Annotated in this window: 24 protein-coding genes and 4 tRNA genes; 18 read left to right on the forward strand and 10 right to left on the reverse strand. The window is 62.8% G+C overall.

Annotation, left to right across the window (positions count from 1 at the left end; translation table 11 throughout):
• Positions 1-99: 99 nt before the first annotated feature.
• Positions 100-3537, forward strand: coding sequence for an indolepyruvate ferredoxin oxidoreductase family protein (locus BKY26_RS07580; RefSeq protein ID WP_071689795.1), 3438 nt, complete (start codon positions 100-102; stop codon positions 3535-3537).
• A 122-nt stretch (positions 3538-3659) separates the two neighbouring features.
• Here the strand turns inward: BKY26_RS07580 and BKY26_RS07585 are convergent, their stop codons facing one another.
• The gene (locus BKY26_RS07585; RefSeq protein WP_071689796.1) at positions 3660-3887 is read right to left on the reverse strand and encodes a sulfurtransferase TusA family protein; all 228 of its coding nucleotides are present in this window, start codon (positions 3885-3887) and stop codon (positions 3660-3662) included.
• Positions 3888-3981: 94 nt separating this feature from the next.
• Between BKY26_RS07585 and BKY26_RS07590 the strand changes: the two genes are divergently transcribed.
• The 3 genes from BKY26_RS07590 (at position 3982) to BKY26_RS07600 (ending at position 7411) form a co-directional block, all read left to right on the forward strand.
• Positions 3982-4731 (forward strand): cytochrome c biogenesis CcdA family protein, encoded by a 750-nt coding sequence (locus BKY26_RS07590; RefSeq protein WP_071689797.1) that lies wholly within the window; start codon positions 3982-3984, stop codon positions 4729-4731.
• A gap of 65 nt (positions 4732-4796) precedes the next feature.
• A complete protein-coding gene (locus tag BKY26_RS07595) occupies positions 4797-6065 on the forward strand; it encodes a hypothetical protein (protein ID WP_071689798.1) in 1269 nt (422 codons plus the stop codon).
• A complete protein-coding gene (locus tag BKY26_RS07600; protein ID WP_071689799.1) occupies positions 6062-7411 on the forward strand; it encodes a cytochrome P450 in 1350 nt (449 codons plus the stop codon). Before BKY26_RS07595 ends, BKY26_RS07600 begins: the two co-directional genes overlap by 4 nt.
• Here the strand turns inward: BKY26_RS07600 and tpiA are convergent.
• The 7 genes from tpiA to rimK form a co-directional block, all read right to left on the reverse strand.
• Positions 7399-8148 carry a triose-phosphate isomerase gene (tpiA, locus tag BKY26_RS07605; RefSeq protein WP_071689800.1) on the reverse strand — a complete coding sequence of 250 codons (750 nt, stop codon included), beginning with the start codon at positions 8146-8148 and terminating at the stop codon, positions 7399-7401. The two genes, BKY26_RS07600 and tpiA, sit on opposite strands and share 13 nt — an antisense overlap.
• Positions 8149-8211: 63 nt before the next feature.
• Positions 8212-8535: a TfoX/Sxy family protein gene (locus BKY26_RS07610; protein ID WP_071689801.1), complete on the reverse strand. Its 324-nt coding sequence runs from the start codon at positions 8533-8535 to the stop codon at positions 8212-8214.
• Complete coding sequence (locus tag BKY26_RS07615; protein ID WP_071689802.1) at positions 8532-8912, reverse strand: HesB/IscA family protein; 381 nt, start codon at positions 8910-8912, stop codon at positions 8532-8534. The genes BKY26_RS07610 and BKY26_RS07615 overlap by 4 nt, the downstream gene beginning before the upstream one ends.
• A 52-nt stretch (positions 8913-8964) precedes the next feature.
• Complete coding sequence (locus BKY26_RS07620) at positions 8965-9678, reverse strand: DUF3307 domain-containing protein (protein WP_071689803.1); 714 nt, start codon at positions 9676-9678, stop codon at positions 8965-8967.
• Positions 9671-10321 (reverse strand): helix-turn-helix domain-containing protein, encoded by a 651-nt coding sequence (locus BKY26_RS07625; protein ID WP_071689804.1) that lies wholly within the window; start codon positions 10319-10321, stop codon positions 9671-9673. The genes BKY26_RS07620 and BKY26_RS07625 overlap by 8 nt, the downstream gene beginning before the upstream one ends.
• A gap of 52 nt (positions 10322-10373) precedes the next feature.
• Positions 10374-10727 (reverse strand): SUF system Fe-S cluster assembly protein, encoded by a 354-nt coding sequence (locus BKY26_RS07630; RefSeq protein WP_071689805.1) that lies wholly within the window; start codon positions 10725-10727, stop codon positions 10374-10376.
• 274 nt (positions 10728-11001) lie between these two features.
• Positions 11002-12393, reverse strand: coding sequence for a 30S ribosomal protein S6--L-glutamate ligase (gene rimK, locus BKY26_RS07635; RefSeq protein ID WP_071689806.1), 1392 nt, complete (start codon positions 12391-12393; stop codon positions 11002-11004).
• A 73-nt stretch (positions 12394-12466) separates the two neighbouring features.
• Here rimK and tgt point away from each other — a divergent pair, with 73 nt between their 5' ends.
• On the forward strand, positions 12467-13597 hold the full coding sequence (tgt, locus tag BKY26_RS07640) for a tRNA guanosine(34) transglycosylase Tgt (protein WP_071689807.1): 1131 nt from the start codon (positions 12467-12469) through the stop codon (positions 13595-13597).
• 6 nt (positions 13598-13603) lie between these two features.
• Here tgt and BKY26_RS20480 read toward each other — a convergent pair whose 3' ends face one another.
• Positions 13604-15112, reverse strand: coding sequence for a hypothetical protein (locus tag BKY26_RS20480; protein WP_071689808.1), 1509 nt, complete (start codon positions 15110-15112; stop codon positions 13604-13606).
• A gap of 194 nt (positions 15113-15306) precedes the next feature.
• Here BKY26_RS20480 and BKY26_RS07650 point away from each other — a divergent pair, with 194 nt between their 5' ends.
• From BKY26_RS07650 to BKY26_RS20200, 3 genes are all read left to right on the forward strand, one after another.
• The gene (locus tag BKY26_RS07650) at positions 15307-16851 is read left to right on the forward strand and encodes a hypothetical protein (protein ID WP_071689809.1); all 1545 of its coding nucleotides are present in this window, start codon (positions 15307-15309) and stop codon (positions 16849-16851) included.
• 212 nt (positions 16852-17063) lie between these two features.
• Positions 17064-19469: an endopeptidase La gene (lon, locus tag BKY26_RS07655; RefSeq protein ID WP_071689810.1), complete on the forward strand. Its 2406-nt coding sequence runs from the start codon at positions 17064-17066 to the stop codon at positions 19467-19469.
• 76 nt (positions 19470-19545) lie between these two features.
• Positions 19546-19719: a hypothetical protein gene (locus tag BKY26_RS20200; RefSeq protein ID WP_158514314.1), complete on the forward strand. Its 174-nt coding sequence runs from the start codon at positions 19546-19548 to the stop codon at positions 19717-19719.
• A gap of 22 nt (positions 19720-19741) precedes the next feature.
• Here the strand turns inward: BKY26_RS20200 and BKY26_RS07660 are convergent, their stop codons facing one another.
• Positions 19742-19954, reverse strand: a complete 213-nt coding sequence (locus BKY26_RS07660; protein ID WP_071689811.1) for a hypothetical protein — start codon at positions 19952-19954, stop codon at positions 19742-19744.
• Between the two features lie 237 nt (positions 19955-20191).
• Between BKY26_RS07660 and BKY26_RS07665 the strand changes: the two genes are divergently transcribed.
• The 10 genes from BKY26_RS07665 to BKY26_RS07710 all read left to right on the forward strand — a co-directional run bounded on the left by BKY26_RS07665 (position 20192) and on the right by BKY26_RS07710 (position 26102).
• A complete protein-coding gene (locus tag BKY26_RS07665) occupies positions 20192-20971 on the forward strand; it encodes a polysaccharide deacetylase family protein (RefSeq protein WP_071689812.1) in 780 nt (259 codons plus the stop codon).
• A gap of 86 nt (positions 20972-21057) precedes the next feature.
• Positions 21058-21417, forward strand: a complete 360-nt coding sequence (locus BKY26_RS07670; RefSeq protein WP_071689813.1) for an HU family DNA-binding protein — start codon at positions 21058-21060, stop codon at positions 21415-21417.
• Between the two features lie 51 nt (positions 21418-21468).
• Positions 21469-21543 (forward strand) — tRNA-Val (locus tag BKY26_RS07675).
• Positions 21544-21618: 75 nt separating this feature from the next.
• Positions 21619-22209 (forward strand): histidine phosphatase family protein, encoded by a 591-nt coding sequence (locus BKY26_RS07680; protein ID WP_071689814.1) that lies wholly within the window; start codon positions 21619-21621, stop codon positions 22207-22209.
• Between the two features lie 42 nt (positions 22210-22251).
• Positions 22252-22327 (forward strand) — tRNA-Val (locus tag BKY26_RS07685).
• A gap of 292 nt (positions 22328-22619) precedes the next feature.
• Entirely contained in the window at positions 22620-23531 is a 912-nt protein-coding gene (locus BKY26_RS07690) for a hypothetical protein (RefSeq protein ID WP_071689815.1), read from the forward strand.
• 190 nt (positions 23532-23721) lie between these two features.
• Entirely contained in the window at positions 23722-24684 is a 963-nt protein-coding gene (locus BKY26_RS07695; RefSeq protein ID WP_071689816.1) for a pirin family protein, read from the forward strand.
• 99 nt (positions 24685-24783) lie between these two features.
• Positions 24784-25770, forward strand: a complete 987-nt coding sequence (locus BKY26_RS07700; protein WP_071689817.1) for a DMT family transporter — start codon at positions 24784-24786, stop codon at positions 25768-25770.
• Between the two features lie 134 nt (positions 25771-25904).
• Positions 25905-25981: transfer RNA gene (locus tag BKY26_RS07705), tRNA-Asp, on the forward strand.
• 44 nt (positions 25982-26025) lie between these two features.
• Positions 26026-26102 (forward strand) — tRNA-Asp (locus BKY26_RS07710).
• Positions 26103-26180 lie beyond the last annotated feature (78 nt).

Consider the following 26180-nt stretch of genomic DNA (forward strand, 5'->3'; position numbering starts at 1 on the left):
TGTTACCCATGGCAACCTAGTCAATTTGCCTTACAGTTCAATGAAGAACTCCGCGCGTCAGCCAAACATCGCTTGAAAGGTCACAAATGCTGACCTATAATGCGGGAAAATGCGGCATTCCATCGGGAGAGGACCATGGGACTGGCACAAGTTTCACTGAACGACCGTTTCGATCTGGAAAAATCCCCTGTTCTGTTGAACGGCACGCAGGCATTGGTGCGGCTGATGCTGGCGCAGAAATGGCGGGACCAGCAGGCGGGGCTGAACACGGCCGGGTTTGTCACCGGGTACCGTGGCTCGCCCCTTGGTGCGGTCGACTTGCAGATGACCAAGGCCGAGAAGGTGCTGAAGGCCGCCGACGTGCTGTTCCGTCCCGGCCTGAATGAAGACCTCGCCGCCACGTCGCTTTGGGGGTCGCAGCAGGCAGAACTGCGGGGCGAGGGCAAATATGACGGCGTGTTTGGTCTCTGGTATGGCAAAGGGCCTGGGGTGGACCGCTCGGGCGACGTGATGCGCCACGCCAACATGGCCGGCACCTCGCCCCATGGCGGGGTGATCATGGCCATGGGCGACGACCATACCGGCGAAAGCTCCACCGTCTGCCACCAGTCCGATTGGGCGATGGTCGATGTGCATATGCCGGTGCTCTCGCCCGCAGGCGTGCAGGAGATCCTGGATTACGGCCATTACGGCTATGAGCTCAGCCGCTTTGCCGGGGTCTGGGTGGGGCTGAAGGTTATGAAGGATACGGTCGAGGCGACCTCCGTCGTCGATGGCCGCCCCGACCGCATGGGCTTCACCCGCCCCGATTTCACCATGCCGCCCGGCGGGCTCAATATCCGCCTTGGCGATCACTGGATCGCGCAGGAAGAACGGCTTCTGGCCCATAAACGCTTCGCCGCCGAGGCCTTTGCGCGGGCCAACGGCATTGACAAGCGGGTTCTGGGCAAGCCCGGTGCCAAGATCGGCTTCGTCGCGGCGGGCAAGAACTGGCTCGACCTCGTGCATGCGATGGAACTCCTTGGCATCCACGAAGACGAGGCCGAGCGGCTTGGCATCACCACCTACAAGGTGGGGCAGACCTGGCCCCTCGACATGAAAAGCCTCGGGGAATGGGCCGAAGGGCTGGAGCTGATCGTCGTCGTCGAGGAAAAGCGCAAACTGATCGAGGTTCAGATCAAGGAAGCCATCTTCGACAACCGTCGCGGCCGCCGCGTCTATGGCTACAAGGGCGGCAAGGGCGAGGTTCTGTTCCCCACCCATTACGCGCTCGACCCCAACGATATCGCGGTGAAACTCGGCAATATCCTGATCGACGAGGGCCGCGCCACCGACCGCATCCGCGCGGGCATCCAGCAGGTGACCGATGCCATGCGCGCCGACAACGCGCAGGAACTGGCGACGCGGTTGCCGTGGTTCTGCTCGGGTTGCCCGCACAACACCTCCACCAAGGTGCCCGAAGGCGCGCGGGGGGGCGCGGGCATCGGCTGTCATTTCATGGCCAAATGGATGGACCGCAACACCGAGGCCTTCACCCATATGGGCGCGGAAGGGGCGAACTGGGCCGGCGAGGCTCCGTTTTCCACCCGCAAGCACATCTTCCAGAACCTGGGCGAAGGCACCTACAACCACTCCGGCATCCTGGCCATTCGCGCGGCCATCGCGGCGGGCACCAACATCACCTACAAGATCCTGTTCAACGATGCGGTCGCCATGACCGGCGGCCAGCACAATGAGGGCGATCTGGACCCGGCGCGCATCGCCCATGAAATCCGCGCCATGGGCGTGAAACACATCGCGCTCATCTACGACCCTAAGGAAGAGATTGATTTTTCAGCCTTTCCGCGCGACGTCGAACGCCATGAACGCGACGACCTCATGACCGTGCAGGAGAGGTTTCAGGACATCGAGGGCGTCTCTGCCATCATCTACGTGCAGACCTGCGCCGCCGAAAAACGCCGCCGCCGCAAGCGCGGCACCTTCCCCGATCCCGACAAGCGCGTCTTCATCAACGCCGACGTCTGTGAAGGCTGCGGCGATTGCGGGGTGCAATCGAACTGCGTGTCCATCGTGCCGGTGGAAACCGAACTTGGCCGCAAGCGCGCCATCGACCAATCGAGCTGTAACAAGGATTTTTCCTGCCTCAAGGGCTTCTGCCCCAGTTTCGTGACCGTGGAAGGCGGCAAGATCCGCAAGGAGGCCTCGGCCAGCGTCGATGTGGGTCATCTGCCCGCGCCCGACCTGCCCGCCATCGACGGCACCCATAACGTGGTGATCACCGGCGTCGGCGGCACGGGCGTCGTGACCGTGGGCGCGGTTCTGGCGCAGGCGGCGCAGCTTGATGGCAAGGGCGCGGGCATGATCGAGATGGCCGGGCTCGCGCAGAAGGGCGGGGCGGTGCATATCCACCTGCGGCTGGCCGACCGGCCCGACGATATCAGCGCAATCCGCGTCGCCGTGGGCGAGGCCGATGCGGTGATCGGCGGCGATCTGGTGGTCAGCGCCGGGGCCAAGACGCTCGGCCTGATGACGACGGGCCGCACCAAGGCCGTGGTCAACAGCCATGAAATCATCACCGGCGCCTTCACCCGTGATACGGAATTCCGTATTCCCGTGAATGACTTGGAGATCGCTCTTCAAGCACGTCTGGGGGAGGGGCTGGCGCTTTTCGATGCCTCGGACCTTGCCCGCCGGCTGATGGGCGATTCCATCTTCTCCAACATGATGGTGCTCGGCGCCGCCTGGCAGAACGGGCTGGTGCCGCTGAGCCACGAGGCGATCCTGGGCGCGATTGAGCTCAATGGCGCGGCGGTGGAACGCAACAAGCAGGCCTTCGAACTGGGCCGGTGGGCGGTGCTGCACCCCGAGGAGGCGGCGAAGATCGGTGGCGATGTGGTCGAAATGCCGAAATCGCTGGAGGACCGTATCGCCTTCCGCGAAGCGCATCTGGTGGCCTATCAGGGCAAGCGGCTGGCCAAGCGGTATCGCAAGCTGGTGGACGGCGTGGAGGATGCGGCGCTGAAGGAGGCCGTCGCAATCGGATATCATAAGCTGCTGGCCTACAAGGATGAATACGAGGTTGCACGGCTCCATCTGGAGACCGAAGCGAAGGCGCGGGAGGTTTTTGAAGGCGATCTGAAGCTCAGCTATCACCTCGCGCCGCCGATGCTGCCGGGACGCGACCCGTCGGGTCGCCCCCGCAAGCGGCAATTCGGTGCCTGGATGGGGCGCGGTTTTAAAGTGCTCTCCAAACTGCGCAAGCTGCGCGGGACGCCTCTCGATATCTTCGGTTACACCGCAGAACGCAAGATGGAGCGCGGTCTGATCCGTCAGTACGAGGCAGACATGGCGGAAGTCTTGTCGAGTGTCACCCCGGAAACGTCTGATATTGCAATGGAAATCGCCTATCTGCCACGTCAGGTCCGGGGGTTTGGCCCGGTGAAAGAGGCCAATGTCGAAGCCGCAAACAGACGCCGGGAGGAACTGTTGGCCTCCTTCCGCGCCGGGGGCAGCCCGATGGCGACGGCAGCGGAGTAAGGTGATCCAGCGGAGGCGCTGCCGCGCCGCTCTATTCCCGCCCGTGGACAGGCGACGCCAAACGCGCGTGTCGGTCCTGGTTTCACGGTCGGGATGTGAGTATTTTGACCAAGAAGAAGCGGTCAGGCTGCGCGGATCGTGAAGGCGGTGCCTTGATCCATGGCCTCGGTCAGCAGAAGCTCCACGCCTTGTTCGGCACAGAAATGCGGGATGTCGATGCGCGCGACCGGATCGTCGGCCAGGATGCGGATCACCGCGCCGGGACGGGCGGCCAGCAGCACCTTGCGCAGGCGCAGGACGGGCAGGGGGCAGAGCAGGCCGAGCGCGTCGATATCGTGATCGGGGGTCATGAACCGCGCCTTACGCAAGGCTGCGGCACTTGTCCACGGGAATGTGAGATCGCTTGGGCTGGTCTTTTGCCCCGCGGCGCGGCAGGAAGGGCTTATGTTCGGAATTGATCTTTTCGATGCGGGTCTCCTGCCCGCGATGCTGGTCGCGCTGACGGCCGGGGTGCTGAGCTTCCTCAGCCCTTGTGTATTGCCCATCGTGCCGCCTTACCTCGCCTATATGGGCGGGATCAGCATGAACGAGATGCAGGAAGGAACGGGCCGGCGCCGCGCGGTTCTGGCGGCGGCGTTTTTCGTCCTGGGGCTGTCGACGGTGTTCGTGTTTCTGGGTTTCACGGCCTCGATCTTCGGGCAGTTCTTTTTGCAAAATCAGGATCTTCTGGCGAAGATTGCCGGGGTGGTCGTGATCATCTTCGGTCTGCATTTCCTGGGCGTCTTCCGCATTTCGATTCTCGACCGGGATGCGCGGATGGATGCGGGCGACCGGGGGGGCTCGGCCCTTGGGGCCTATGTGCTTGGGCTCGCTTTCGCCTTTGGCTGGACCCCCTGCATCGGGCCTCAGCTTGGCGCGATTCTGGGGCTGGCGGCGGTGGAATCGTCCGTCGCACGCGGGACGACGCTGCTGGCGGTCTATGCGCTCGGCCTCGGGGTGCCCTTCCTGCTGGCTGCGATGTTCATCGAACGCGCCATGGGGCTGATGACGCGGCTGAAACGCCATATGAAGCTCATCGAGCGGATCATGGGGCTTTTGCTGATCGCCGTGGGGCTGATGCTGCTGACCGGGGCGTTCACAACGCTGTCCTTCTGGATCCTCGAAACCTTCCCGGCGCTTGGCGAATTGGGCTGATCGGGCCTTAGCCTTGGCTGATTTTCCCTGTATGCTGCGCCGGAAAGCCGGTGCAGAGTAGAGTGATGAGTGAGGCACAGAGCCAAGAGGTCAGGACCCGGCGGGTTCTTTATATTCCCGGCTTCGACCCGGTCCCCGCGCGCAAATATCGTGAACGGTATCGGCGTGGGGGCGAGGATCAGGCGGCAATTTCCGGATATGCGCTGACGATGGGGCCGCAGCGGACCGAGGGCTATTACGGATGGTCGGTGGAAACCGAGATAGACGGGAACCGGACGCAGGCGGATATCGAGGTGCTGGTCTGGGCCGATATCGTCAAGGACAGCATGGGCCACGGGATTGCCGCGACCTACTGGCAGCTGCTGAAAACGGCCTGGGCCTATATCGGCTCCGGCGCGCTCTTCCGACTGATGCGGCTCAGAAAAGGGCCGGTGATCGCGGCGCTTTACCCGGTGCTGCTGCTGCTGGCGCAGCTTGGGCTGGCCCTTGGGCTTGGCTTTGCGCTGGCATATGGCGCGCTAGCGGGGTCCGAGGCGCTGCTGCGGGGGATTGAAGGGGAACGATCCGGCGGGCAGAGCCTGTTTGTTTTGCGCGCGGCCATGGCGCTGGTGATGTGGCCCAGTCTGGCCTGGCTGGTGCTGCGCTGGTTCAAACGGCGCGACCCCTGGCTTGGCTGGTACCTGATGCATGATTACGCGTTTTCGGCGAGTTGCGGCGGCGCTTACCCGCCCGCTCAGGAAGCGCGGATGCGGGAGTTCGCGGATCGGATCGCTGGGGCGCTGGCCGAGGATGTGGAGGAGGTGCTGGTCGTCGGCCATTCCTCGGGCGCCTATATGGCGGTGTCCCTGCTGGCCGATGTGATCCGGGCGGGCAGGGTGCCCGATAGCGGGCCGAAACTGGCGCTGCTGACGCTTGGCCATGTGGTGCCTATGGTCTCGTTCCTGCCAAAGGCGGGGCGGTTGCGGGCGGATCTGGCGTTTCTGAGCACGCGAGAGGAGATCACATGGCTCGACGTGACCGCACCGGGCGATGGCTGTTCTTTCGCGCTCTGCGATCCCGTGGCGGTGACGGGGGTCGCGCCGGAGGGGCAGCGTTGGCCGCTGGTCATATCGGCGGCATTTACGCAGACCCTCAGCCCCGAGCGGCAGAAGGCCCTGAAATGGCAGCTGTTCGAGCTGCATTTCCAGTATCTCAATGCCTTCGACCGGCCCGGCGATTACGACTATTTCCAGATCACCGCCGGGCCTTTGACGTTGGCCACCCGCTACGCGGGCCGCGCGCCCTCGCCGGGGCGCATTGCCAAGCCGGTCAACCGGCATCGGAGCCTGTCATGATCCCACCCAAGCCCATACCGCGCCCCGACAGGGTGTCGCTCTGGCGCTATCTGCGGCTTTTCCGGCAGGACATCCTGTCGGCGCAGCCGGCGCGGCTCTATCGCGCGTGGATGGCGGAGTTCAAGACGCCGTTCTTCCGCAGCTTCATGGTGAATGAACCCGCGCTTCTGGATCTGGTCCTGAAAACCCGCCCCGATGATTTCCCAAAATCCGACCGGATCGGCGAAGGCTTGCGCCCGCTGCTTGGTGACTCGGTGTTCTTGACAAACGGGGAAACGTGGAAACGGCAACGCCGGATCATCGACCCGGCTTTCGAGGGCGGACGCCTGCGAGATACCTTCCCGGCCATGTGGGCCGCGGCAGAGGCCGCCTGCGATCGCATGGGCCGGGGTGAGGTGGAGGTTGAGGAACAGATGAGCCACGCTGCGGCGGACGTGATCTTCCGAACGCTCTTTTCCATCCCCATCGAGCACGAGGTGGCCGCGCAGGTCTTCACCCAGTTCCGCGATTACCAGCGCACGCAGCCCATCCTGAACCTCGCCGCCTTCCTGCCCCTGCCGCGCTTCCTGCCGCGCGGGCACCGGCGCAAGACGCGGGAAACGGCGAAGGCGATCCGGGGGCTGATCACGCGGCTGACGGCGGAGCGGATGGCGGACATAGAGGCTGGGACCGCGCCCGATGACCTCGCCACGAAGATCATGACCACGGCGGACCCGATGACGGGGCAGACTTTCAGCACCGGCGAAATGGTCGATCAGGTGGCGATCTTCTTCCTTGCGGGGCATGAGACCAGTGCCTCGGCTCTGGCCTGGACGCTCTACCTGATGGCGCTTTTCCCAGAGTGGCAGGACAGGGTGGCAGAGGAAGCGCAGGCTCTGGAAAATCCTGACTTTTCAGTCATGTCCAAGCTGAAGTTAAGCCGGGATGTGTTCCGCGAGGCGCTGCGGCTTTACCCGCCGGTGCCGATGATGGTGCGCGAGGCTGCCTGCCCGGAGCGTTTCCGCAACCGAGCCGTGCCCAAGGGTGCGCAGATCGTTCTCAGCCCATGGCACCTGCACCGGCATGAAAGGCTCTGGGACAATCCCGACGGGTTCGATCCGGCCCGCTGGCAGACGGAGAACGGCAAGAAATGCCAGCGCGAGGCCTATATGCCGTTTTCCACAGGGCCGCGCGTCTGCACGGGGGCGGGATTTGCCATGGTCGAGGGGCCGCTATTGCTGTCGATGCTGCTCAAACGCTACCGGTTTGAGCGGATCGAAGGGAAAGACCCGGTGCCGGTGGCCTTCCTGACCGTGCGCGCGAAGGACGGCATTCATTTGCGTGTCACCCCCCGTCAGGAGGCCTGAAGAGCTTCGACGATTGGCAGGAAATCGGCGGCTTTCAGCGACGCCCCACCCACCAAAGCGCCGTTCACGTTGCTGACGGCGAAGATCTCAGCCGCGTTCGCGCCCTTGACCGACCCGCCATAGAGGATCGGCACCGCGCGGCCCACACCGACGCCAAAGCGCTTTTCCAGTTCCGCCCGGATGAAATCATGCACTTCGCCGATCTGGTGCAGCGTGGGCACCTTGCCGGTGCCGATGGCCCAAACCGGTTCATAGGCGATCACCAGACGGTCGGCACTGACCAGATCGGGGACGGACCCCGCCAGTTGCCCGCCGATGATGGCCAGCGTGTTGGCGGCCTCGCGCTCGGCCAGCGTTTCACCGACGCAGATCACCGCCGTCAGGCCCGCCGCAATCGCCGCCTTGGCCTTGGCGCGCACGTCTGCATCGGTTTCGCCATGATCGGTGCGCCGTTCGGAATGACCGAGGATCACATGGGTCGCCCCCGCATCCGTCAGCATCGCGGCCGAGATATCGCCGGTATGGGCGCCGGTTTCGGCGGAATGGCAGTCCTGCCCACCCGTGGCAATGGCGCTGCCCGACAGCGTGTCAGACATGCGGGACAGCAGCGTTGCGGGCGGGCAGATCAGCACATCGACCGTGGGCGCGGGCAGGGCGGCTTTCAACGCCTCCGCTTCGGCAAGGCTCGCGCCCGTTCCGTTCATCTTCCAGTTCCCGGCGGCAAGCTTGCGGACCATATCGACACCCTTCTTCATCACGCTTGCGCAGGGGATAGCGCGAAACCGGCGGGGCGGGAAGGGCTATAGGTGGCGCAGCGCCCGGCGGGCCCAGTCACAGGCCATCTCCGGATCGTCGAGCGCTGCGTCCGGCAAGGTCCAATAGGGCATCGACGTAGGTTTTCCGCCGTCGCGGGTGTAGGTCCAGCGGGTGCAGCCCTCGGCCTCCAGCTCGGCAATGAAATCGCCCGCACCCTTCAGCCAAATCGAGCCGTCCCCATGGACAATCGCGAAGATCGTGCCCTCGTGATAAAGGCAAAGCCCGCCCATCATCCGCCGGGTGCTCAGCTCACCAAGGTCCGAAAACAGCTCTTTCGCGAAGGCAATTTCCTCCGCTGACAGGCTCATTTCCCGGCCTGTTCGGCCTGAAGCTCGTCGATATCCTTGAACTTGATCGATTCCCCGCAGCCACAGGCATCGGCCACGTTCGGGTTGCGGAACTTGAAGCCCGATTCCAGCAGCGAAACCTCGTAGTCGATCTCGGTGCCAAACAGGAACATCTGCGCCATCGGCGCGATCATCACCCGCGCGCCGTCCTGTTCGACGACCTCATCGAGCGGGTCGATCTCGGACACGTATTCCATCGTGTATTCCATCCCCGCGCAGCCGCCCTTCTTGACGCCAATGCGCAAGCCCTGCGATCCGCCGGACTCCATCAGTTTGGAAATCTGGCGCGCTGCGGCGTCTGTGACGGTCACGGCCTGTTTGCCGGGAATGCCGAACATGGGGATGGTCCTTTTCCTGTTACCCCAAATTTAGGGCAGGCGACGCCGGTTCTCAAGCACCTCCAAGATGGGAAATCAGCGCCGCGGTGCCAATTCCGGCCAGTAACGCCCATCCGATCGACGCGAGCGTGCCGATGATAACGTATTCGGCCAGCGTCCGGTCCTTCTCGATACTGCCCACCCGTAGGAAGGATTTCGCCGCGATCAGGAAGCCCACGCCCGCCATCTGCCCGCTGAGCACAAGGATGAAGGTCAGCCCCCGTTCCAGCAGGCCGATGACCGCGCCGCCATTTGACAGCCCCTCGGTATCGGGCAGGGCCAGCGCATAGGGGGCCATCAGCTTGCCCACGGCGAATTGCCCGGCCCGCGTCGCCAGCAGAAAACCCGTAATCAGCGCCATCGCCTCGGGCGCTTGTGCCGTCAGTCCCGGCATCTGCCCCCAAAGGCCCGTGGCATAGGCATCGGTCCACAGCAGCCCGCCCGCCAAAATCGCCATCCCATGCGCGCCCTGATCAATCAGGAAATGTGCAAGACGCTCATCCGATCCAAGCCGCGCCTTGGCATAGTCGATCTGCATATGTAGCGCCGCGATGAACAGCGCCGGCCAATGCGCCCCGCCAAGTGCCGCATAGCTGAGCAGGAAGACCACGCCCGTGTGCGCCAGAAGCGGCCCCAGCCTGTCCTTGCCCGTGGCCATCGCCTTGGTCTGAAAGGCGAAATCGGCCAGAACATGGGCGAAGATCAGCGCGGTGACGGTCTCAATCATGGCGGCTTTCCTCGTGGGCTTCCCAATGCGTGACGGCTTGAACAACCTCTCGCCAATGGGCGCTTTTCAGCCGGGAATGAATGGCTTGCGGCGAGACCCCAAGCGCATCTGCCAGATCCTTCAGGGTCGGGGTGGACGGCGGAAGGAAGTGCATCATGGCTTCGGCCTGTTCGCGGCTCCAGTCCTGCACTTCCCGTTCAAGCAGAACGGCAATGCCTTTGTGGAGATACGCGGACTCACGCGCCGCGATGACGAGCTCTTGGTCCCTTGCCATGCCATCCAGGGCTTGGCCCGAGGCAATGAACGCAGGTCCAGACGCGTTTGACAGGTCGCCAACCGGCAGGTCGTCGATTTCTCCCATGCCTATCGCAATGCGGCTCCGGGCTCCGGACTGGACGGATTTTAGGCTTGCCTGGATAAAGAGCGCAGCACGCAGGGCGCGGTGCGGTTCGCTCAGGACGATCTGCCAGCCATCGCCCCGATATCGGGTGAACCGCGGGTCATCGGCGTTGTCCCAAGCCCTGATTTCATGCGCACATGTCTTGATACGGTCAAGCGCTTGTGTCGTCCATTCAGGCGGATGATCGGTTGAGCCAATGAGGTCGCCGGTAAGGACGGCCACGGGATGGGGGGAGGTGATCATGCCTCAAGTCATATGACTTGATAATTCAAAAATCAAGCCAAAAGACTTGATCTCACATGAAGCCCAGTTCCAGCCGCGCCTCGTCCGACATCATCTCCATCCCCCAGGGCGGGTCCCAGGTGATCTCGACATTCACCGTCTTGACCCCGGCCACCGGCAGGATTGCATCGGCCAGCCAGCCGGGCATTTCACCGGCCACGGGACAGCCCGGCGCGGTCAGGGTCATGGTCACCTCGACCTCGTTCTCAGCGCTGATCTCGACCGTGTAGACAAGGCCCAGGTCATAGATATTGACCGGGATTTCAGGGTCATAGACCGTGCGGCAGGCCTCGACGATCGCGTCGTAGAGAGGATGATCGGTCGAAGATGGTTTGATGAGGGGCGCGCCCTCCAGCTGCTCTTGCATTTGCGTGCCATCCGGCTTGGAAAACCAATTGTTGAGCAAAGATATAAGGAAAGCGCCCCCAGAGGTCCAGAGCCGCCAGCCAATCCCGTCCGTTCATCTTGGCAAAAATACCTCCGCCGGAGGCATCCTGCCCTCACCACCATCACATCCGACCGGCCTGAAGCGCAGGTCTCGCAGATGTTCCGTGGCAACGCGGCATGACGAGGCCTCCGGCGTCAGCCGGGGGTTGAGGAGGGCCGCCCATGGGTCGACGCCGACAGGCGGCGAAACACCCCTATTTTCCCTTGCGCTTGCGGGCAGGCGTCGGGCGCACCTTCTTCTCTATGGCATCGAACAGATGCGCGGCGATGTTCTTGCCGGTCGCCTTTTCCACGCCTTCGAAGCCGGGCGAGCTGTTGACTTCCAGCACCTTCGGGCCATCCGAGGCGCGCAACAGGTCCACCCCGGCCATCCCGAGGCCGAACACCCGGGCAGATCGCAGCGCCGCCTCCCGTTCCTCCTTGCTGATCCGCACCGCCTTTGCAGTGCCGCCCTGGTGCAGGTTTGACCGGAAATCATCCCCCGCCGCGCTGCGTTTCATCGCGGCGACCACCTTGCCGTCGATCACGAGGCAGCGAATGTCCTCGCCCGCGGCTTCCTTGACGAAATCCTGCACAAGGAAATTGGCCTTGAGACCCCGGAACGCGTCGATCACCGATTGCGCGGCCTTTCGGGTTTCCGCCAGCACCACGCCTTTGCCTTGCGTGCTTTCCAGCAGTTTCACGATCAGCGGCGCGGTGCCCACGAGGCCAATCAGGTTGCCGGTATCCTTGGGCGAGGCCGCGAAAGCGGTGCGTGGCATCCCGATCCGGTGGCGGGCCAGCAACTGGTGGGCATGGAGCTTGTCGCGGCTCGCCGTGATCCCCGCGCTGCCGTTCACGCAGAACGTGCCGAGCGTTTCGAACTGGCGCAGAACGGCGGTGCCATAGGCAGTCACCGAGGCCCCGATCCGCGGGATCACGGCGTCATAGCGGGGCAGGCGGGCGCCGTCGTAATGGACTTCCGGGGCCAGCGAATTGATCGCCATGTAGCAGCGCGTCGTGTCGATGACCTCAATCGTGTGGCCACGCTCCTCGCCCTCATCGACCAGCCTGCGGGTGGAATAATTGTTCTCCCGGCTCAGCACGGCGATGCGCAGCGCGCGTTTCGGGGCCGAGGTCTTGACCTTGGCGGAATGATAGACGTCGTAGCTCAGCAGAGGCTGACAACAGCTTTCCGTCGGGCTGACGATCCAGTCGGGCTGAAGCGCCTGCCGCCCCAACAGCATGCGATAGGCCATGTTGGTGCGGTCGGTCAGGGTCACCTCGATTGGTACGCGCTGCCCGCCGATATCCAGCTCGGTCTCGATCACATAGCGTTGTTCGGTCTCGCCATTGGACGAGGTTACCTCGCGCCGGTCCCGCAGCGGGGCGGAACAGGCGATGGTGATATCGGTGCGCCCGGGCACCGGATGCACGGCAAAGCGCACCTTCGGTTTGCTGGACGAGCCGAAGGTTTCGATATCGAAGGCGTGCAGCGCCGAGGTCTTGGCCCCGGTGTCGACCTTGGCTTTCAGCGCGGGCAGACCGAGGCCGGGAAGGCTCAGCCACTCTTCCCACCCAAGACGAAGGGACTCTTCTGCAGTCATTTCATGGGTCCTCTCTTGGCATCGCGAATATTTCGCCTATGACAGTCGCCTGTCCAAAGCAATGGGTGACGACATGACAGGCCGGTTTGACTTTTCGGTGACAGCGACCAGCGGCAAGGCCCGTCGGGGGGTGATTTCGACCCCACGCGGGCAGATCCGGACGCCCGCCTTCATGCCGGTTGGCACGGCGGCGACGGTGAAGGCAATGATGCCCGAAAGCGTGGCCGCGACGGGGGCCGATATCCTGCTTGGCAACACCTACCACCTGATGCTGCGCCCGACGGCGGAACGGATCGACCGGTTGGGCGGGCTTCATCGCTTCATGAACTGGGACAAACCCATTCTGACCGATTCCGGCGGTTTTCAGGTCATGAGCCTTGCCGACCTGCGCAAGCTGACCGAAGAGGGCGTGAGTTTCCGCAGCCATGTGGACGGCTCGCGCCACATGCTGACACCGGAACGCTCGATGGAGATCCAGCGGCTCCTGGGCTCCGACATCGTGATGTGTTTCGACGAATGCCCGGCGCTGCCCGCCGACCGTGCCCGGATCGCCGAGTCCATGCGCCTGTCGATGAGATGGGCCGCGCGCAGCCGCGACGCGTTCGGGGACCGGCCCGGACACGCGCTTTTCGGCATCATGCAGGGCGGTCTGGAACGCGATCTGCGCGAGGAAAGCGCCGAGGCGTTGAAAGAGATCGGCTTCGACGGCTATGCCGTCGGCGGGCTTGCCGTGGGCGAAGGGCAGGAGGCGATGTTCACCTGTCTCGACTACGCACCCGATTTCCTGCCCGAGGACAAGCCGCGCTACCTGATGGGCGTGGGCAAGCCCGACGACATCGTGGGGGCCGTCAAACGCGGGATCGACATGATGGATTGCGTGCTGCCCTCACGCTCGGGCCGGACCGGGCAGGCCTTCACCCGACGCGGCGTGGTCAATATCAAGAACGCCCGCCACCAGGACGACCCGCGCCCGCTGGACGAACACTGCACATGCCCTGCCTGCACCGGCTATTCCCGCGCCTACCTACACCATGTCTTCCGCGCCAAGGAGATCATCAGCTCCATGCTGCTGACCTGGCACAATCTGCATTACTTCCAAGAGCTTATGCAGAACATGCGTGACGCCATCGAAGCCGACAGGTTCGACGCATTCGAAACCGCCTTCCATGCTGCGCGCGCGGAAGGCGATATCAAACCGCTCTAATCCGCCTCAGCGGGTCGCTGACCAGCCGCTGTCGTAGGGCGTACCGGGTCCACGGTTGAACATGCCGGTGATTTCGCCGCCCGAGAGGGTGCCGACATAGTGCTGTGTTCCGCGTTCGCGGTAGAATTGCACTTCGCCCGTCACGGGGTCGAACTGAACGTTCTGGAGGATCTCCTCGAAATCGTTCACGTTGAACCGCACCGTCGCAGACCAGCCGTTCGCGTGTCGGTCGAAGGTCAGCGTGCCGCCGTAGCCAAAGGAGTCAATGGTCCAGGCCCCTTCCAGAACCGTCGCGCTGTTGCCGGGCTGACCTTGGGGTGCGCCGGAGCCCGGTGGGTTTTCGAGATCACCTCCCAAACGCGTCGCGCCGAACCGGTAGCCTTCGTTGTTGACGATCTCCAGCCGGCTTCCAGTCAGGGTGGCGTAGTCGGTGTAGCCGTGGCTCCAGGTCAGGGTGTAGGTGCCGTTTGCGTCAGGACCGGTCCACGTCATCGTGTTGACACCGTCATGTCCGGTCCCATTCGCGTTGATCGTGATCGGGCGGCTGATCGCCTCCCAGTACCATTGCCCCGCAAGACTGGCGCCTTGCGTGAAGCCCCCGGTTCCGGTGCCCCCGCTCGACCCCGCCGCAAAGGTTTCCATATACAAGGTGCCCTGGCAGTCAGAGCCTGAATAGCTGCCGACCCAGATGTCGACACGGCCCTCGAGTCCAGACGTAAGGGTGACGCGCGGGTCGAGGTTGCCGTTGCTGTCATCGTCGAAAAACCACATGCCGCTGGCGGAATTGATCAGCAGGGTGGAGTCGCAGGTGCTCTCGACATCGAGCACGAGGTCATAGCCCACCATCCCCGACAACATCAGCGACGCCGTCGGCATCGCGGCCGCATAGCCGGTGCCCGGAATGCCGCAGGAAGACAGCGCCGTTCCGCCTGTTGCAGTAATGGACAGGCTGTGGCGCGTGGAAAGCTGTTGTCCGGTCATCGCATAGCTCGGCCCGGGTCGGGACGGGTCTGGGCAACCCACGCCGGTAGAGCCTCCACCGCCGCCGCCCGAACTCAGGAACGTCTCTAGCGTCAGCGTGGCATCGCAGTACTGGCCATTGTAGCTGCCGACCCAGACATCGACCCTACCGTTCAATGCGCTGCCCCCGCGCAGCTCGAGGCGCGGGTTGAGGTTGCCGTTGCTGTCGTCGTCGAAATGCCATTGGGCATCGGCCGTGTTTACCAAAAGTGTCGCGTCGCAGGCGCTGACAACGTCAAGCAGGAGGTCGTAGCGATCCATTTCGGACAAATAGAAGGTGAAGTCCGGCGCGGTCGTGACATAGCCCACGCCCGGCTGCGGGCAGGTCCGCAGATCATCCTGACCACCCGCGACCACGTTGAACGAGTCTGGACTGTATAGCTGGTCTCCGGTCAGGCTATAGGTCGTCCCGGTCAAGCTATAGGTGGGGCAGGCGTTGGCCCCCGTAGCCAGGGCAAGCCCGGCAATGAAGCTTGCAAGATAAACACGCTGCATTTGATCCTCCCTCTCTGCAATTGACAACAGCAATTATCGAGGAAAATCTCTTATTGTCCTTGATTCAGAACAAGCCAGGCGCAACGCGCAGGATTGGTCTGTGAAACAAGGTGTTGTGCGTTGGCTTGCTTGGCGTAGCCGGGCTGCCGTGCTAGCAGATCTCAGGCAGATCGTTGAAACGAAAGGTGGATGCCTTGAACGAAGCACGGGGGCAAAGCATCCTTGAAACCCGCAGCGACAAGCTGCTGCCGGGGCTGACCCTTGCCCTGATCGGCCTGCTCTACCTACTAACCTTCCCGCAGAATTTCACCGAAGGGGAAGACGCGGTCTATTACGTCGATCGCGTATCGGGCGGGGTGGCCCAGTGGCATCCGAACCACCTGATCTATGAGCCGCTGATGCAGGGCCTGACCGGCATGGCGCGGCTTGTCTGGCCGGGGGCAACGGCGCTAGGCGTCATGCAGGTGGCGAGCCTGCTGACAGCGCTTTGGACCCTCGCACTGGTGTGGAAGATTGCCCGTCTCGCGGGCGGTGGATTGTCAGGCGCGTCGGGCGCTGTCTGGCTGTTGGCGGGCTGTTTTGCCTTCTGGCTTTATGGAATGTATCCAGATACTTACACGCTGCCCTTGCCCTTTGTCCTTGCCAGCTTTCTGGCCCTTTGGCAGGTCGGGTGGGAACAGTCCGGCCCCCGTGCCGTGATCCTGGCGGCGTTTCTGGCGGGCATTGCCACGCTGATCCATCAAAGCCATGTGTTTCTGGCGGTGCCTGCGCTTATCGTACTGATCTCTGCGCGCCGGATCGGGGCGGCGGTCCTGTGGCTGGCGATGTTTGGCGCGGTGGTCGGGGTATTCTATCTCTGGGCCGGGTGGGTCTTGCTGGGGCATCGGACGATCGGCGAGCTCATCCTCTGGGCCAAGGGCTACGCCGCTGACGGGCTTTGGACGCCACTCTCGGTCCTGGCTCCGGTCAAGGCGCTGATCGGGCTTGGCACCGCGATCTGGTCGAGCCTGTTTCTCTTTGCCTCTCCAGAGGCCGCGGGCGCGCTGGAGCGGGTGTTCGCGGGCCGTCAACTGGTGGAGGAAGCGCATTTCGCTGAAACCAGACTTGCGCTCGGGTTCTGGCCCCTGCTGCTGCTGACTGTACTCAGCGTGCTGGCCATCGGCGCATTGTCGGTCAGGGCCTTGCTGCGCAGGGGCAGGGCGTTGACGCCCGGTTTTGGGCCGCTTCTGCTACTGCATGCGGGCACCTATGCGCTGGTCGCCACGGTCTGGGAACCAACCAACAAGGAATTCTGGATCGTCGTGCTGCCGTTTCTGACCCTGCTTGTTGTGCTTCGGTTGCCACCTGTCCGAGGCGTCCAGCGGGTGCTGGTGGCTGGCATCCTGGCTTTGTGGGTTGCCAACGGCGCAGGCGCGATGATGGGCTTCGCACGGGCAGACAGCGATTATTGGCGCGTCACCCATGCGCCGCTGCTGCAAGAGGTGCGTCCCGGCGACATCGTCGTCGATGATTGCGGCTATATCTGCACAGGCTACCTGTTGCTGTTTTCCCCGGCAGAGCTGCTGCCCGCCGATGCGCTGGACCGGGCGGCTGACACCGGGCCGGGTCGCATCCTGCTGACCTCGCGCGCCATCGCGGCACTGGATGCGGAGCCGGATGACAGTTGGGCCAGTCAAAGGGCGCTGTTGCAACCTGTCTTTTCAACGGCGGCCCTGTCCCTGTCGGAACTGCCACGCTGACGGGCCCGTGTGCGTCACATTTCCTTCATCATGCTTCAGTTCGCGCCTTGCCCCTGCCTGCGCCGGGGTGCAGACTGCCCGCGACCCAAAGCCGGGATGACCAGTTGAAATCGGCGGGCCATGCCCCCACTTTCAAGTGTCCCACCCGGAGAGGGCCGAGGGCTGCCGCATGACGGGGCCAGCGTCCTCTTGCCAAGAACAAGGAAGGCACCATGCCCGAGCAACATACAACCTATCCTGTCCTGCCGCTGCGCGACGTTGTCGTGTTCCCGCATATGATCGTGCCGCTCTTTGTCGGGCGCGAGAAATCGGTGCGCGCGCTGGAAGAGGTGATGCAGGAAGACCGGCAGATCCTGCTGTCGAGCCAGATCGACCCGGCAGAGGACGACCCCGACACCGATGGCATCTATCGCACCGGCGTGCTGGCCAATGTGCTGCAACTGCTGAAGCTGCCCGACGGCACCGTGAAGGTGCTGGTCGAAGGCCGCAACCGCGTGACCATCACCGGTTTCCTCGACAACCCCGAGTTTTTCGAGGCGACGGCAGAGGACCTCGCCGAAGACGAAGGGGATGCCGCCGCCATTCAGGCGATGCTTGGCCCTGTCGCGGAAGAGTTCGAACGCTATGCCAAGGTCAAGAAGAACATCCCCGAAGAGGCACTGACCTCGGTTTCAGAAACCACGGATCCGGCGAAGCTGGCCGATCTGGTCGCCGGTCATCTGGGCATCGAAGTGGCGCAGAAACAGGATCTTCTGGAAACGCTGTCCATCTCGGAGCGGCTGGAAAAGGTCTACGGCCTGATGCAGGGCGAAATGAGCGTCCTGAAGGTCGAGAAGAAGATCAAGACGCGCGTGAAATCCCAGATGGAACGCACGCAGCGCGAATATTACCTGAATGAGCAGATGAAGGCCATTCAGCGCGAACTTGGCGATGGTGAAGAAGGCGCAAACGAGGTTGCGGAACTGGAAGAGCGGGTGGCCAATACCAAGCTGTCCAAGGAAGCCCGCGAAAAGGCCGATGCCGAGATCAAGAAGCTCAAGAACATGAGTCCGATGAGCGCCGAGGCGACCGTCGTGCGCAACTATCTCGACTGGATGCTGGCCATTCCGTGGGGCGTGAAATCCCGCGTGAAAAAGGATCTGGGCCGCGCGCAGGGCGTGCTGGATGCCGATCATTATGGGCTGGAGAAGGTCAAGGAACGCATCGTCGAGTATCTCGCCGTGCAGCAGCGGTCCAAGACGTTGAAAGGCCCGATCATGTGCCTTGTCGGCCCTCCGGGCGTCGGCAAGACCTCGCTTGGGAAATCGGTGGCCAAGGCGACGGGGCGCGAATTTATCCGCATCTCGCTTGGCGGCGTGCGCGATGAATCCGAAATTCGCGGCCACCGCCGGACCTATATCGGCTCCATGCCCGGCAAGATCATCCAGGCGCTGAAAAAGGCGAAAACCACGAACCCGCTGATTCTGCTCGATGAGATCGACAAGATGGGGCAGGATTTCCGTGGCGACCCGGCTTCGGCAATGCTTGAGGTGCTGGACCCGGAACAGAACTCGACCTTCGTGGACCACTATCTTGAGGTGGAATACGACCTGTCGAACGTCATGTTCCTGACTACGTCGAACAGCTACAACATGCCCGGCCCGCTTCTGGACCGGATGGAGATCATCCCGCTGGCGGGCTATACAGAGGACGAAAAGCGCGAGATCGCGCTGCGCCACCTGCTGCCCAAGCAGACCAAGAACCATGGTCTGAAGGCCAAGGAGTTCGAGCTGACCGAGGACGGTCTGACCGACATCATCCGCTACTACACCCGTGAAGCCGGGGTTCGGAACCTGGAACGCGAGATCGCCAAGATCTGCCGCAAGGCGCTGACCAAGATCCTCAAGCGCGAGGTGGAAACGGTCCGCGTGACTCCGGAGAACCTTGAGGATTTCCTGGGCGTGAAGCGGTTCAAGTTTGGTCTGGCGGAAAAGGACGATCAGATCGGCGTGGTAACGGGCCTGGCCTGGACCAGCGTCGGCGGCGATCTTCTGTCCATCGAGGCGCTGCGCCTGCCGGGCAAGGGCCGGATGAAGACCACGGGAAAACTGGGCGATGTGATGAAGGAATCCATCGACGCGGCCAGCTCCTTCGTGCGGTCCATCAGCCCGGCCATCGGGGTGAAACCGCCGAAATTCGACAAGATCGACATCCATGTGCATGTGCCGGAAGGCGCGACGCCCAAGGATGGGCCTTCTGCCGGGATTGCCATGGTGACCTCCATCGTGTCGGTGCTGACGCAGATTCCGGTGCGCAAGGATATTGCCATGACCGGCGAGGTGACCCTGCGCGGCAATGTGCTGCCGATCGGCGGCCTGAAGGAGAAACTGCTCGCGGCCTTGCGGGGCGGCATCAAGACGGTGCTGATCCCGGTGGACAACGAAAAGGATCTGCCCGAGATCCCCGACAACGTGAAAGAAGGTTTGGAGATCATCCCGGTCGCGCATGTTCGTGACGTGCTGGCCCATGCGCTTGTACGCACGCCCGAAGCGATTGACTGGGATGAAGAGGCCGAAGAAGCCGCCGCCGCCGCCGCGCAGGCCGCTGCGGGTGGCGGGGCAGGGGCAACCGCCCACTGACGGCTAATATATCCGGTCAACATTTAAGAACCCCGCCGATACGCTGTCGGCGGGGTTTCCTTTTGTGGCGGCGAAGATGACAGAGCTCAGAACCAAAGATGGCGCCACCAAAGAAATGAAAACACCAGCGTTACCGCTGGTGTTTCGTGCGTTCTTTCGACCGTTTGCGACAGGAGAGTGCCGACCTGAACAAAAGGCCACGATAGGCAATGGCACCGTCGTCGGCGTCGTTTCCGATATCGGCCTCTAAAACCCGCCTTCAGCGAGAGCGATCAGCTTGGCGTGTGATAGCCACCGCCACCGGACGCAGCCATCAGCATCAGGATCATCGCAAGGATCGGAACCAGAATGCCGCCGTCGACGCCGGTATCCATGGCGTCCTGAGATACGATCTCAACCGGCATGGTCGGCGTGGTCTCGTCGGCATAGGTGGCGGTTGCACTCAGCAAGGTGAGCGCCGTTGTTGCAGCCATAAGTTTTTTCATCGTCTTCCCCTTCAGAGCCATCGGCCCGTTCTTACCCCAAGGTTATTGTCAATCGTAATCAATCATAATGCAGGTTCGCAAGGCAAGAACCCCCTGTGTCGCAAAGGCGACACAAGTGGGGCAGGTGACACCCTTTTGCAACGGATCGGTGCCCCATTGCTGTGACACAACTTGATTCGCAGCCGATTCGCGGGTTGCCTAGCCAAATTGCCTTAAACCGCCTTGCCTGGTGACATAATGAAAACCAACCTGACACGTCGCAGATTTGCCGGCTGCCTGACGGCCGTATTGGCCAGCCCCGCCCTGATTGGCCGCGCAGAGGCGCAGGCCCGGATGGATCTGACCATTCCCGAGGGGATCACTCAGGGCGGTCCGACCACGATCACCCGGATTCCGACGGATCAGCCATTGGTCGCCATGACCTTCGATGACGGTCCGCACCAGACGCTGACTCCGCAACTGCTGGACATGCTGGCCGCGCGAAACATCCGCGCGACCTTCTACCTGATCGGTCGCCGCGTGGCGCTCTACCCCGAACTGACTCGGCGCATTGCGGCCGAGGGGCACGAGATCGGCAACCATACCTGGAATCATCCGCGCCTGACATCGCTTGGCAATGACGGGCTGCTGCGGGAACTGGACCGTACCACTGTTGTGATCAACGAAACCGTTGGCCGCCCGCCGGTCACCATGCGCCCGCCTTATGGGCTTCTGTCCATGCGTCAGCGCAACCTGATCTACGAGGCACGGCAACTGCCCACCATCCTGTGGTCCGTCGACCCGGAGGATTGGCGCCGTCCGGGCAGTTCGGTCGTGGCCAACCGCATCGTCAGCCGGTCGCATTCGGGCGCGGTGATTCTGGCCCATGACATCATCGGCCCAACCGTGCGCGCCATGCCGGCCGCGCTGGATGGTCTGATTGCGCGGGGCTATCGCTTCACCACCGTGTCCGAACTGATGGGCTGGCCCCGGTGGGATACCCGCAACATTCGGCTCGCCGCCAGCAGCGCGGGCTGAAAAGGCGCGAATGCGGCTCTGGCGCAGCGGCACATCGGTCGCTAGGTTGTTTCCACAAAAGCAACAAACTGCCGACAGGGGGCCATATGTCAGCCGGAGAAATCGTGAGTCTCTCCTCTTCCGCGGATGCGAACAGCGCAACTGCCGAAACTACGGGCGCGGAAAAGCCCAAAGCCTACAAGATGCAGGACCTGATGCAGGCCATCGCCGATCAGTCCGACCTGAAACGATCGGAACCGCGGGAGGCTGCGGGCCTGGTCTGCGAAGCGATTGGTCGGGCGCTCGATGACGGGCAGGTGATTTCGCTGCCGGGGCTTGGCAAGATCACCCCGCGCAAGCGCGACAGCAAACCTTCCGGGGATCTGTTGACCGCGCGAATCAAGCTCATGAACAAGGGGGAAAAACTGACCCCGACAGCGCCAGAGGACGATCCGGAAAAACCGTGATCTGGCCCCTTGCGCAGTTGCGAAAGCGCCGCTAAAAGACGGCCCCACGGCGGGTGATTAGCTCAGTGGTAGAGCGCTTCGTTCACATCGAAGATGTCAGGAGTTCAAATCTCTTATCACCCACCATTTTTCCTCCGAAAGGCGCCCGGCATCGCGGCGCCTTTTCGTTTTCACAGGACCTGATCGGACCGGAAAGCGCCCATGAAACAAGCCAGAACAGATTTTCCCGAACTCTGGGTGCTGCGCCATGGCGAGACCGAGTGGAACACCGAGGAACGCCTGCAAGGCCGGCTTGATTCCCCCCTGACCGCTGCGGGATTGCAGCAGGCGCAAACGCAAGGGCAGATTCTGACAGCCCATCTGCCCGGTCCGGTGCGGGTCATTTCCAGCGACGCCCCCCGCGCATTGCGCACGGCGGAGATCGCGGTTTCGGACTTGGGTTTGTCAATAGAAGCCGATCCGCGCCTGGCCGAGATCGACCTTGGCAAATGGCAAGGACGCACGGTGCAGGATCTGCGCGCGGACCATCCCGACATCGCCCGTGCGACCGACCCGCATCTGTGGAAATTCACCGCCCCCGGCGGCGAGACGCTCGGCCAGATGGCGGCGCGGGTTCAGGCGGTGCTGGAGAGGCTGACCGGGCCCACGGTTCTGGTCACCCACGGCGTCACGTCGCGCCTGCTGCGCTGTATCGTTCTGGGGTTGCCGATCACCGATCTGGCCTCGGTTCCGGGCGGGCAGGGGGTGGTTCACCACATCCGCGACGGCAAGGCGCAAATCCTGACCGCTTAGGGCTTGCGCCCCTTCCGGACCCGCGCTATCAGAACCGCCGACGGGTCGTTAGCTCAGTTGGTAGAGCGCTTCGTTTACACCGAAGATGTCGGGAGTTCGAGCCTCTCACGACCCACCATTCCACCTCATGATATTGTAATATAAGCATTGTCGGTGATGTGCGCTTTCCGCATTCAGGATCGGATTATCTCGATTCAGGTCAGGTATGCTCTCAACAGAAATCTCAATTACATCAAAGCTTTGTTGCCCAGAAACAAATTGTTTCCCCGGCATATCTACGCGGTATCTGTCAATTATCGGCGAAATCTGGAAAAATTTGTGGCGAAATTGTGGTGTTCGGGTGGGGGCTCGAAAACCAGCCGTGGAAGCCATATTCCTCGATGTCTGGTTTTATGACCGGAGGAATACCTATGCCTAACCATTCCAAAACTTTCACTTACGAGTTGGAGGGGCTGTCTTACACGGTGACCGTGTTCGAAGATCCTGTCACCGGCGGTGTGTTCGCGGAAGTTGAAGTTCTCGAAGGCTCAATGGATGTGAATGCCATCTATTACGGGGATGATGACTTCTCTGGCGACAGTGCGTCGCTTAGTGGCCCGCTCAACATGAACGGCACCCGGCTGGAGGATGAGGATATCCAGTGGGATGGCGCAGTTGCGCTATCGGATCCGGGGCTTGGTCCGGATGCGGATGAGAAGGAAACCTATCTTCAAAGCGGCGAAAGCTACCTTGTGGAACTGACCGATGTCAGCAGCATTGACGAAATTGACGTGCTTGGTATCCGCGCCACATCGACCACGACCGAAGAAGGGTCCATCAAATCCGTCTCTGACGAACCCGAAGACCCCGAAGACCCCGAAGATCCCACCTTCGAGAAAATCGGCTTTGGCGTCGAAATCGGCGCAAATGGCGGCATTGAGAATGGCGTCTACGTCTTTGAAGAGGCCCTGCCGGAAGGCCAGGACGGCACCTTCGAGAATTACGTCGCCTACTACGATAGCCTCTATGCAGAAGATCCCGACTACAACATCACTCAGCTGGAATCTGTGATCTTCCTGGAACTTGTCCCGGGAACCGATGACAACGGAAACCCGATCGACATCCCGCAGGAACTGTTCCGCATCGACGCGCCCGAGGACGGGTGGAACTCTGCCGATGATCTGCTTGCCTCCTATGAGGAAGCCGTGGCCAATGGAGCCCTCGATGGGATCTCAGCTGACGAAGGAGTCGAACTGATGGCTGCCCTCAGCCTTGACGGATCCTATGACGACCCGGCCATGGACGGGGATGGCATGGAAGAGGACGCTCTAGAGTTCATGTAAAAGCGGCTGCAGCCCCTGTTCCGCTCTCCCGCCAGCGACTTTGTTCCGTTGGCGGGAGGCCCGGCTTTGCAGTCTATCAGGGTTACGCTCGTGCAATACTGCGCGGTGCCTGTGTGCGGAGCTATAATAGGTATGCGCGTCTTTTGGACCTATCTTTGTCTTAGCTGCAAAACGATAGGAGACAAAGGACATGAGCTGGAACCCCGCCCTCGACCCGCATTGCCCATTGGGCGACGGGGTCGATGCCATCGAGACATTGATCATCCCACGCGCCCGCGACCTGGGCGGATTTGAAGTGCGTCGCGCGCTGCCCGCGCCCAAGCGGCAGATGGTTGGACCGTTCATCTTCTTCGACCAGATGGGCCCGGCCGAGATGCTGCCCACAAAGGGGCTCGACGTGCGCCCGCATCCGCATATCGGGCTGGCGACGATTTCCTATCTCTACCGGGGCAGGATGCATCACCGTGACAGCCTGGGTACCGATGGCTGGATCGAACCGGGGGATGTCAACCTGATGGTGGCCGGGCGCGGCATCACTCATTCAGAACGCACCGATGACGAAACCCAGACCCTGCCCATGCCGTTCTTTGGCATCCAGACATGGATTGCCCTGCCCGAAGACCAGGAAGAGCGCGGGCCGGAGTTTCATCACGCGGGCAAGGCCGATTTGCCGTTGCTGAAGGCCGAGGGCAAGGAGGTGCGGCTGATCCTGGGGTCCGCCTATGGCGAAACCGCGCCGGTGCCGGTCCCTTCCGAGATGTTCTATGCCGACGCGGTGCTGGAGCCGGGCGCGCAGCTGCCTTTGCCCGACAATCACGAGGACAGGGGCGTTTACGTCGCCGAAGGTTCGGTGACGCTGGCGGGCGACAGCCATGGCGCGGGCGAGATGATGGTCTTTCGCCCCGGCGACCGGTTGGCACTGACGGCGGGCCCCGCGGGGGCGCGGCTGGTGCTGCTCGGCGGTGCCACGCTGAACGGTCCACGCCATATCTGGTGGAATTTCGTCTCCTCCAGCAAAGAGCGGATCCTGGAGGCCAAGGAAGCATGGCGCAAGGCGGATTGGCAATCGGGTCCGTTCCATCTTCCGCCCGGCGACGACGCGGAGTTCATTCCCGCGCCGGATCGGGGGCCGCTTTGGGCAAAAAACGATTAAGGCCGCAAAGGGTTCTCAGGGCAGGGGTTTCGCGTTAGGGCTGGGTCGCGCGCGGCGGCATTCATCCTCGCCCGCGCCCGACCAATGAAAGCAGACGAGATGCCCGGCCCTCCGCGCCCCACCGAGGAGACTCCGCCGCTTGCGATCCTCCTGATCCTGGCTGGCATGGTCTTCATCACCGTGAACGATTCCCTGATCAAGGCGCTTGGCGGCGACTACCCGCTGCACCAGATGGTTTTCGTGCGCTCGGCCATCGGGATCGTCTTTTCGCTGGTGATCCTGCAGTTCGAAGGGGGCTTCCGCGAATTGCGCACCGCGACGCCGGGGCTGCACCTGATGCGTGGGCTCTTCGTGGTGATTTCGAACATGCTCTATTTCGCCGCCCTTGCGGTGATGCCGCTGGCCGATGCGGTGGCGACCTTTTTCGTGGCACCGCTGATCATCACGCTGCTGTCGGTCGTGGTTCTGGGCGAAAAGGTCGGCGTGCACAGGATCACCGCGATCATCGTGGGCTTTGCGGGCGTTCTGGTCATGACCCGCCCCGGCATGGCTGGTGAAGACGCGCCACAGCGCTGGACGCTTCTGCTGCCGGTGCTTGCGGCCACGGCCTACGCGGCGATGCAGGTGATGACGCGAAAACTGGGGGTCTATTCCAAGGCCTCGGCGCTGGCGGTCTATATCCAGGGGGTGTTCCTAGTGGTCAGCACCGGCTTCTACCTGGTGGCGGGCGATGGACGGTTTGCAGAAGGGGTGGAGGCAGAAAGCCTTGTCTTCCTGTTCCGGGCCTGGGTCTGGCCCACGCCGGGCGACTGGCCGCTCTTCCTCCTGCTTGGCTGCATGTCCGGCGCGATCGGATACCTGCTGTCGGCGGCCTACAAGATGGGCAACGCCGCGACGATTTCCTCGTTTGAATACACGGCGCTGCCGCTGGCCATTGCCTCGGGCTGGCTGGTGTTCGGCGAGGTGCCGGACCTTTGGGTGCTGGCGGGCACCGTGTTGATCGCGGGGGCCGGGATCCATGTTTTCATGCGCGAAAGACAGCGCCGCAGCCCGGTCGCGCCGCGCCGTCCGCTGAGGCGTGGATAAGCCTGCGCGGGGCGGCTGCGAAAAAAGTCGCCCGACAGGGATTTATGCGCAAAACCGCGCTTGACGGGGGGGCGCGGGGCACATAGAACCCGCTTCACGCCAAGGGGATGAACGCCCCGAGGCGGCAGCAGCGGGCGGTTGTAGCTCAGTTGGTTAGAGTACCGGCCTGTCACGCCGGGGGTCGCGGGTTCGAGCCCCGTCAACCGCGCCACCGCTGCCATATAGGGATGCAGATCCCAGCCGAAAGGCCCATGCGCGGTTGTAGCTCAGTTGGTTAGAGTACCGGCCTGTCACGCCGGGGGTCGCGGGTTCGAGCCCCGTCAACCGCGCCACTTTCCTCACAGTTTGAATCTGTGGCCCTGACGAGCGGTGGCTGCGTGCCTCCTCAAACCCCCGCTTTCGCGGGGGCC

The organism is Nioella sediminis (assembly GCF_001879695.1).
GTDB lineage: Bacteria > Pseudomonadota > Alphaproteobacteria > Rhodobacterales > Rhodobacteraceae > Nioella > Nioella sediminis.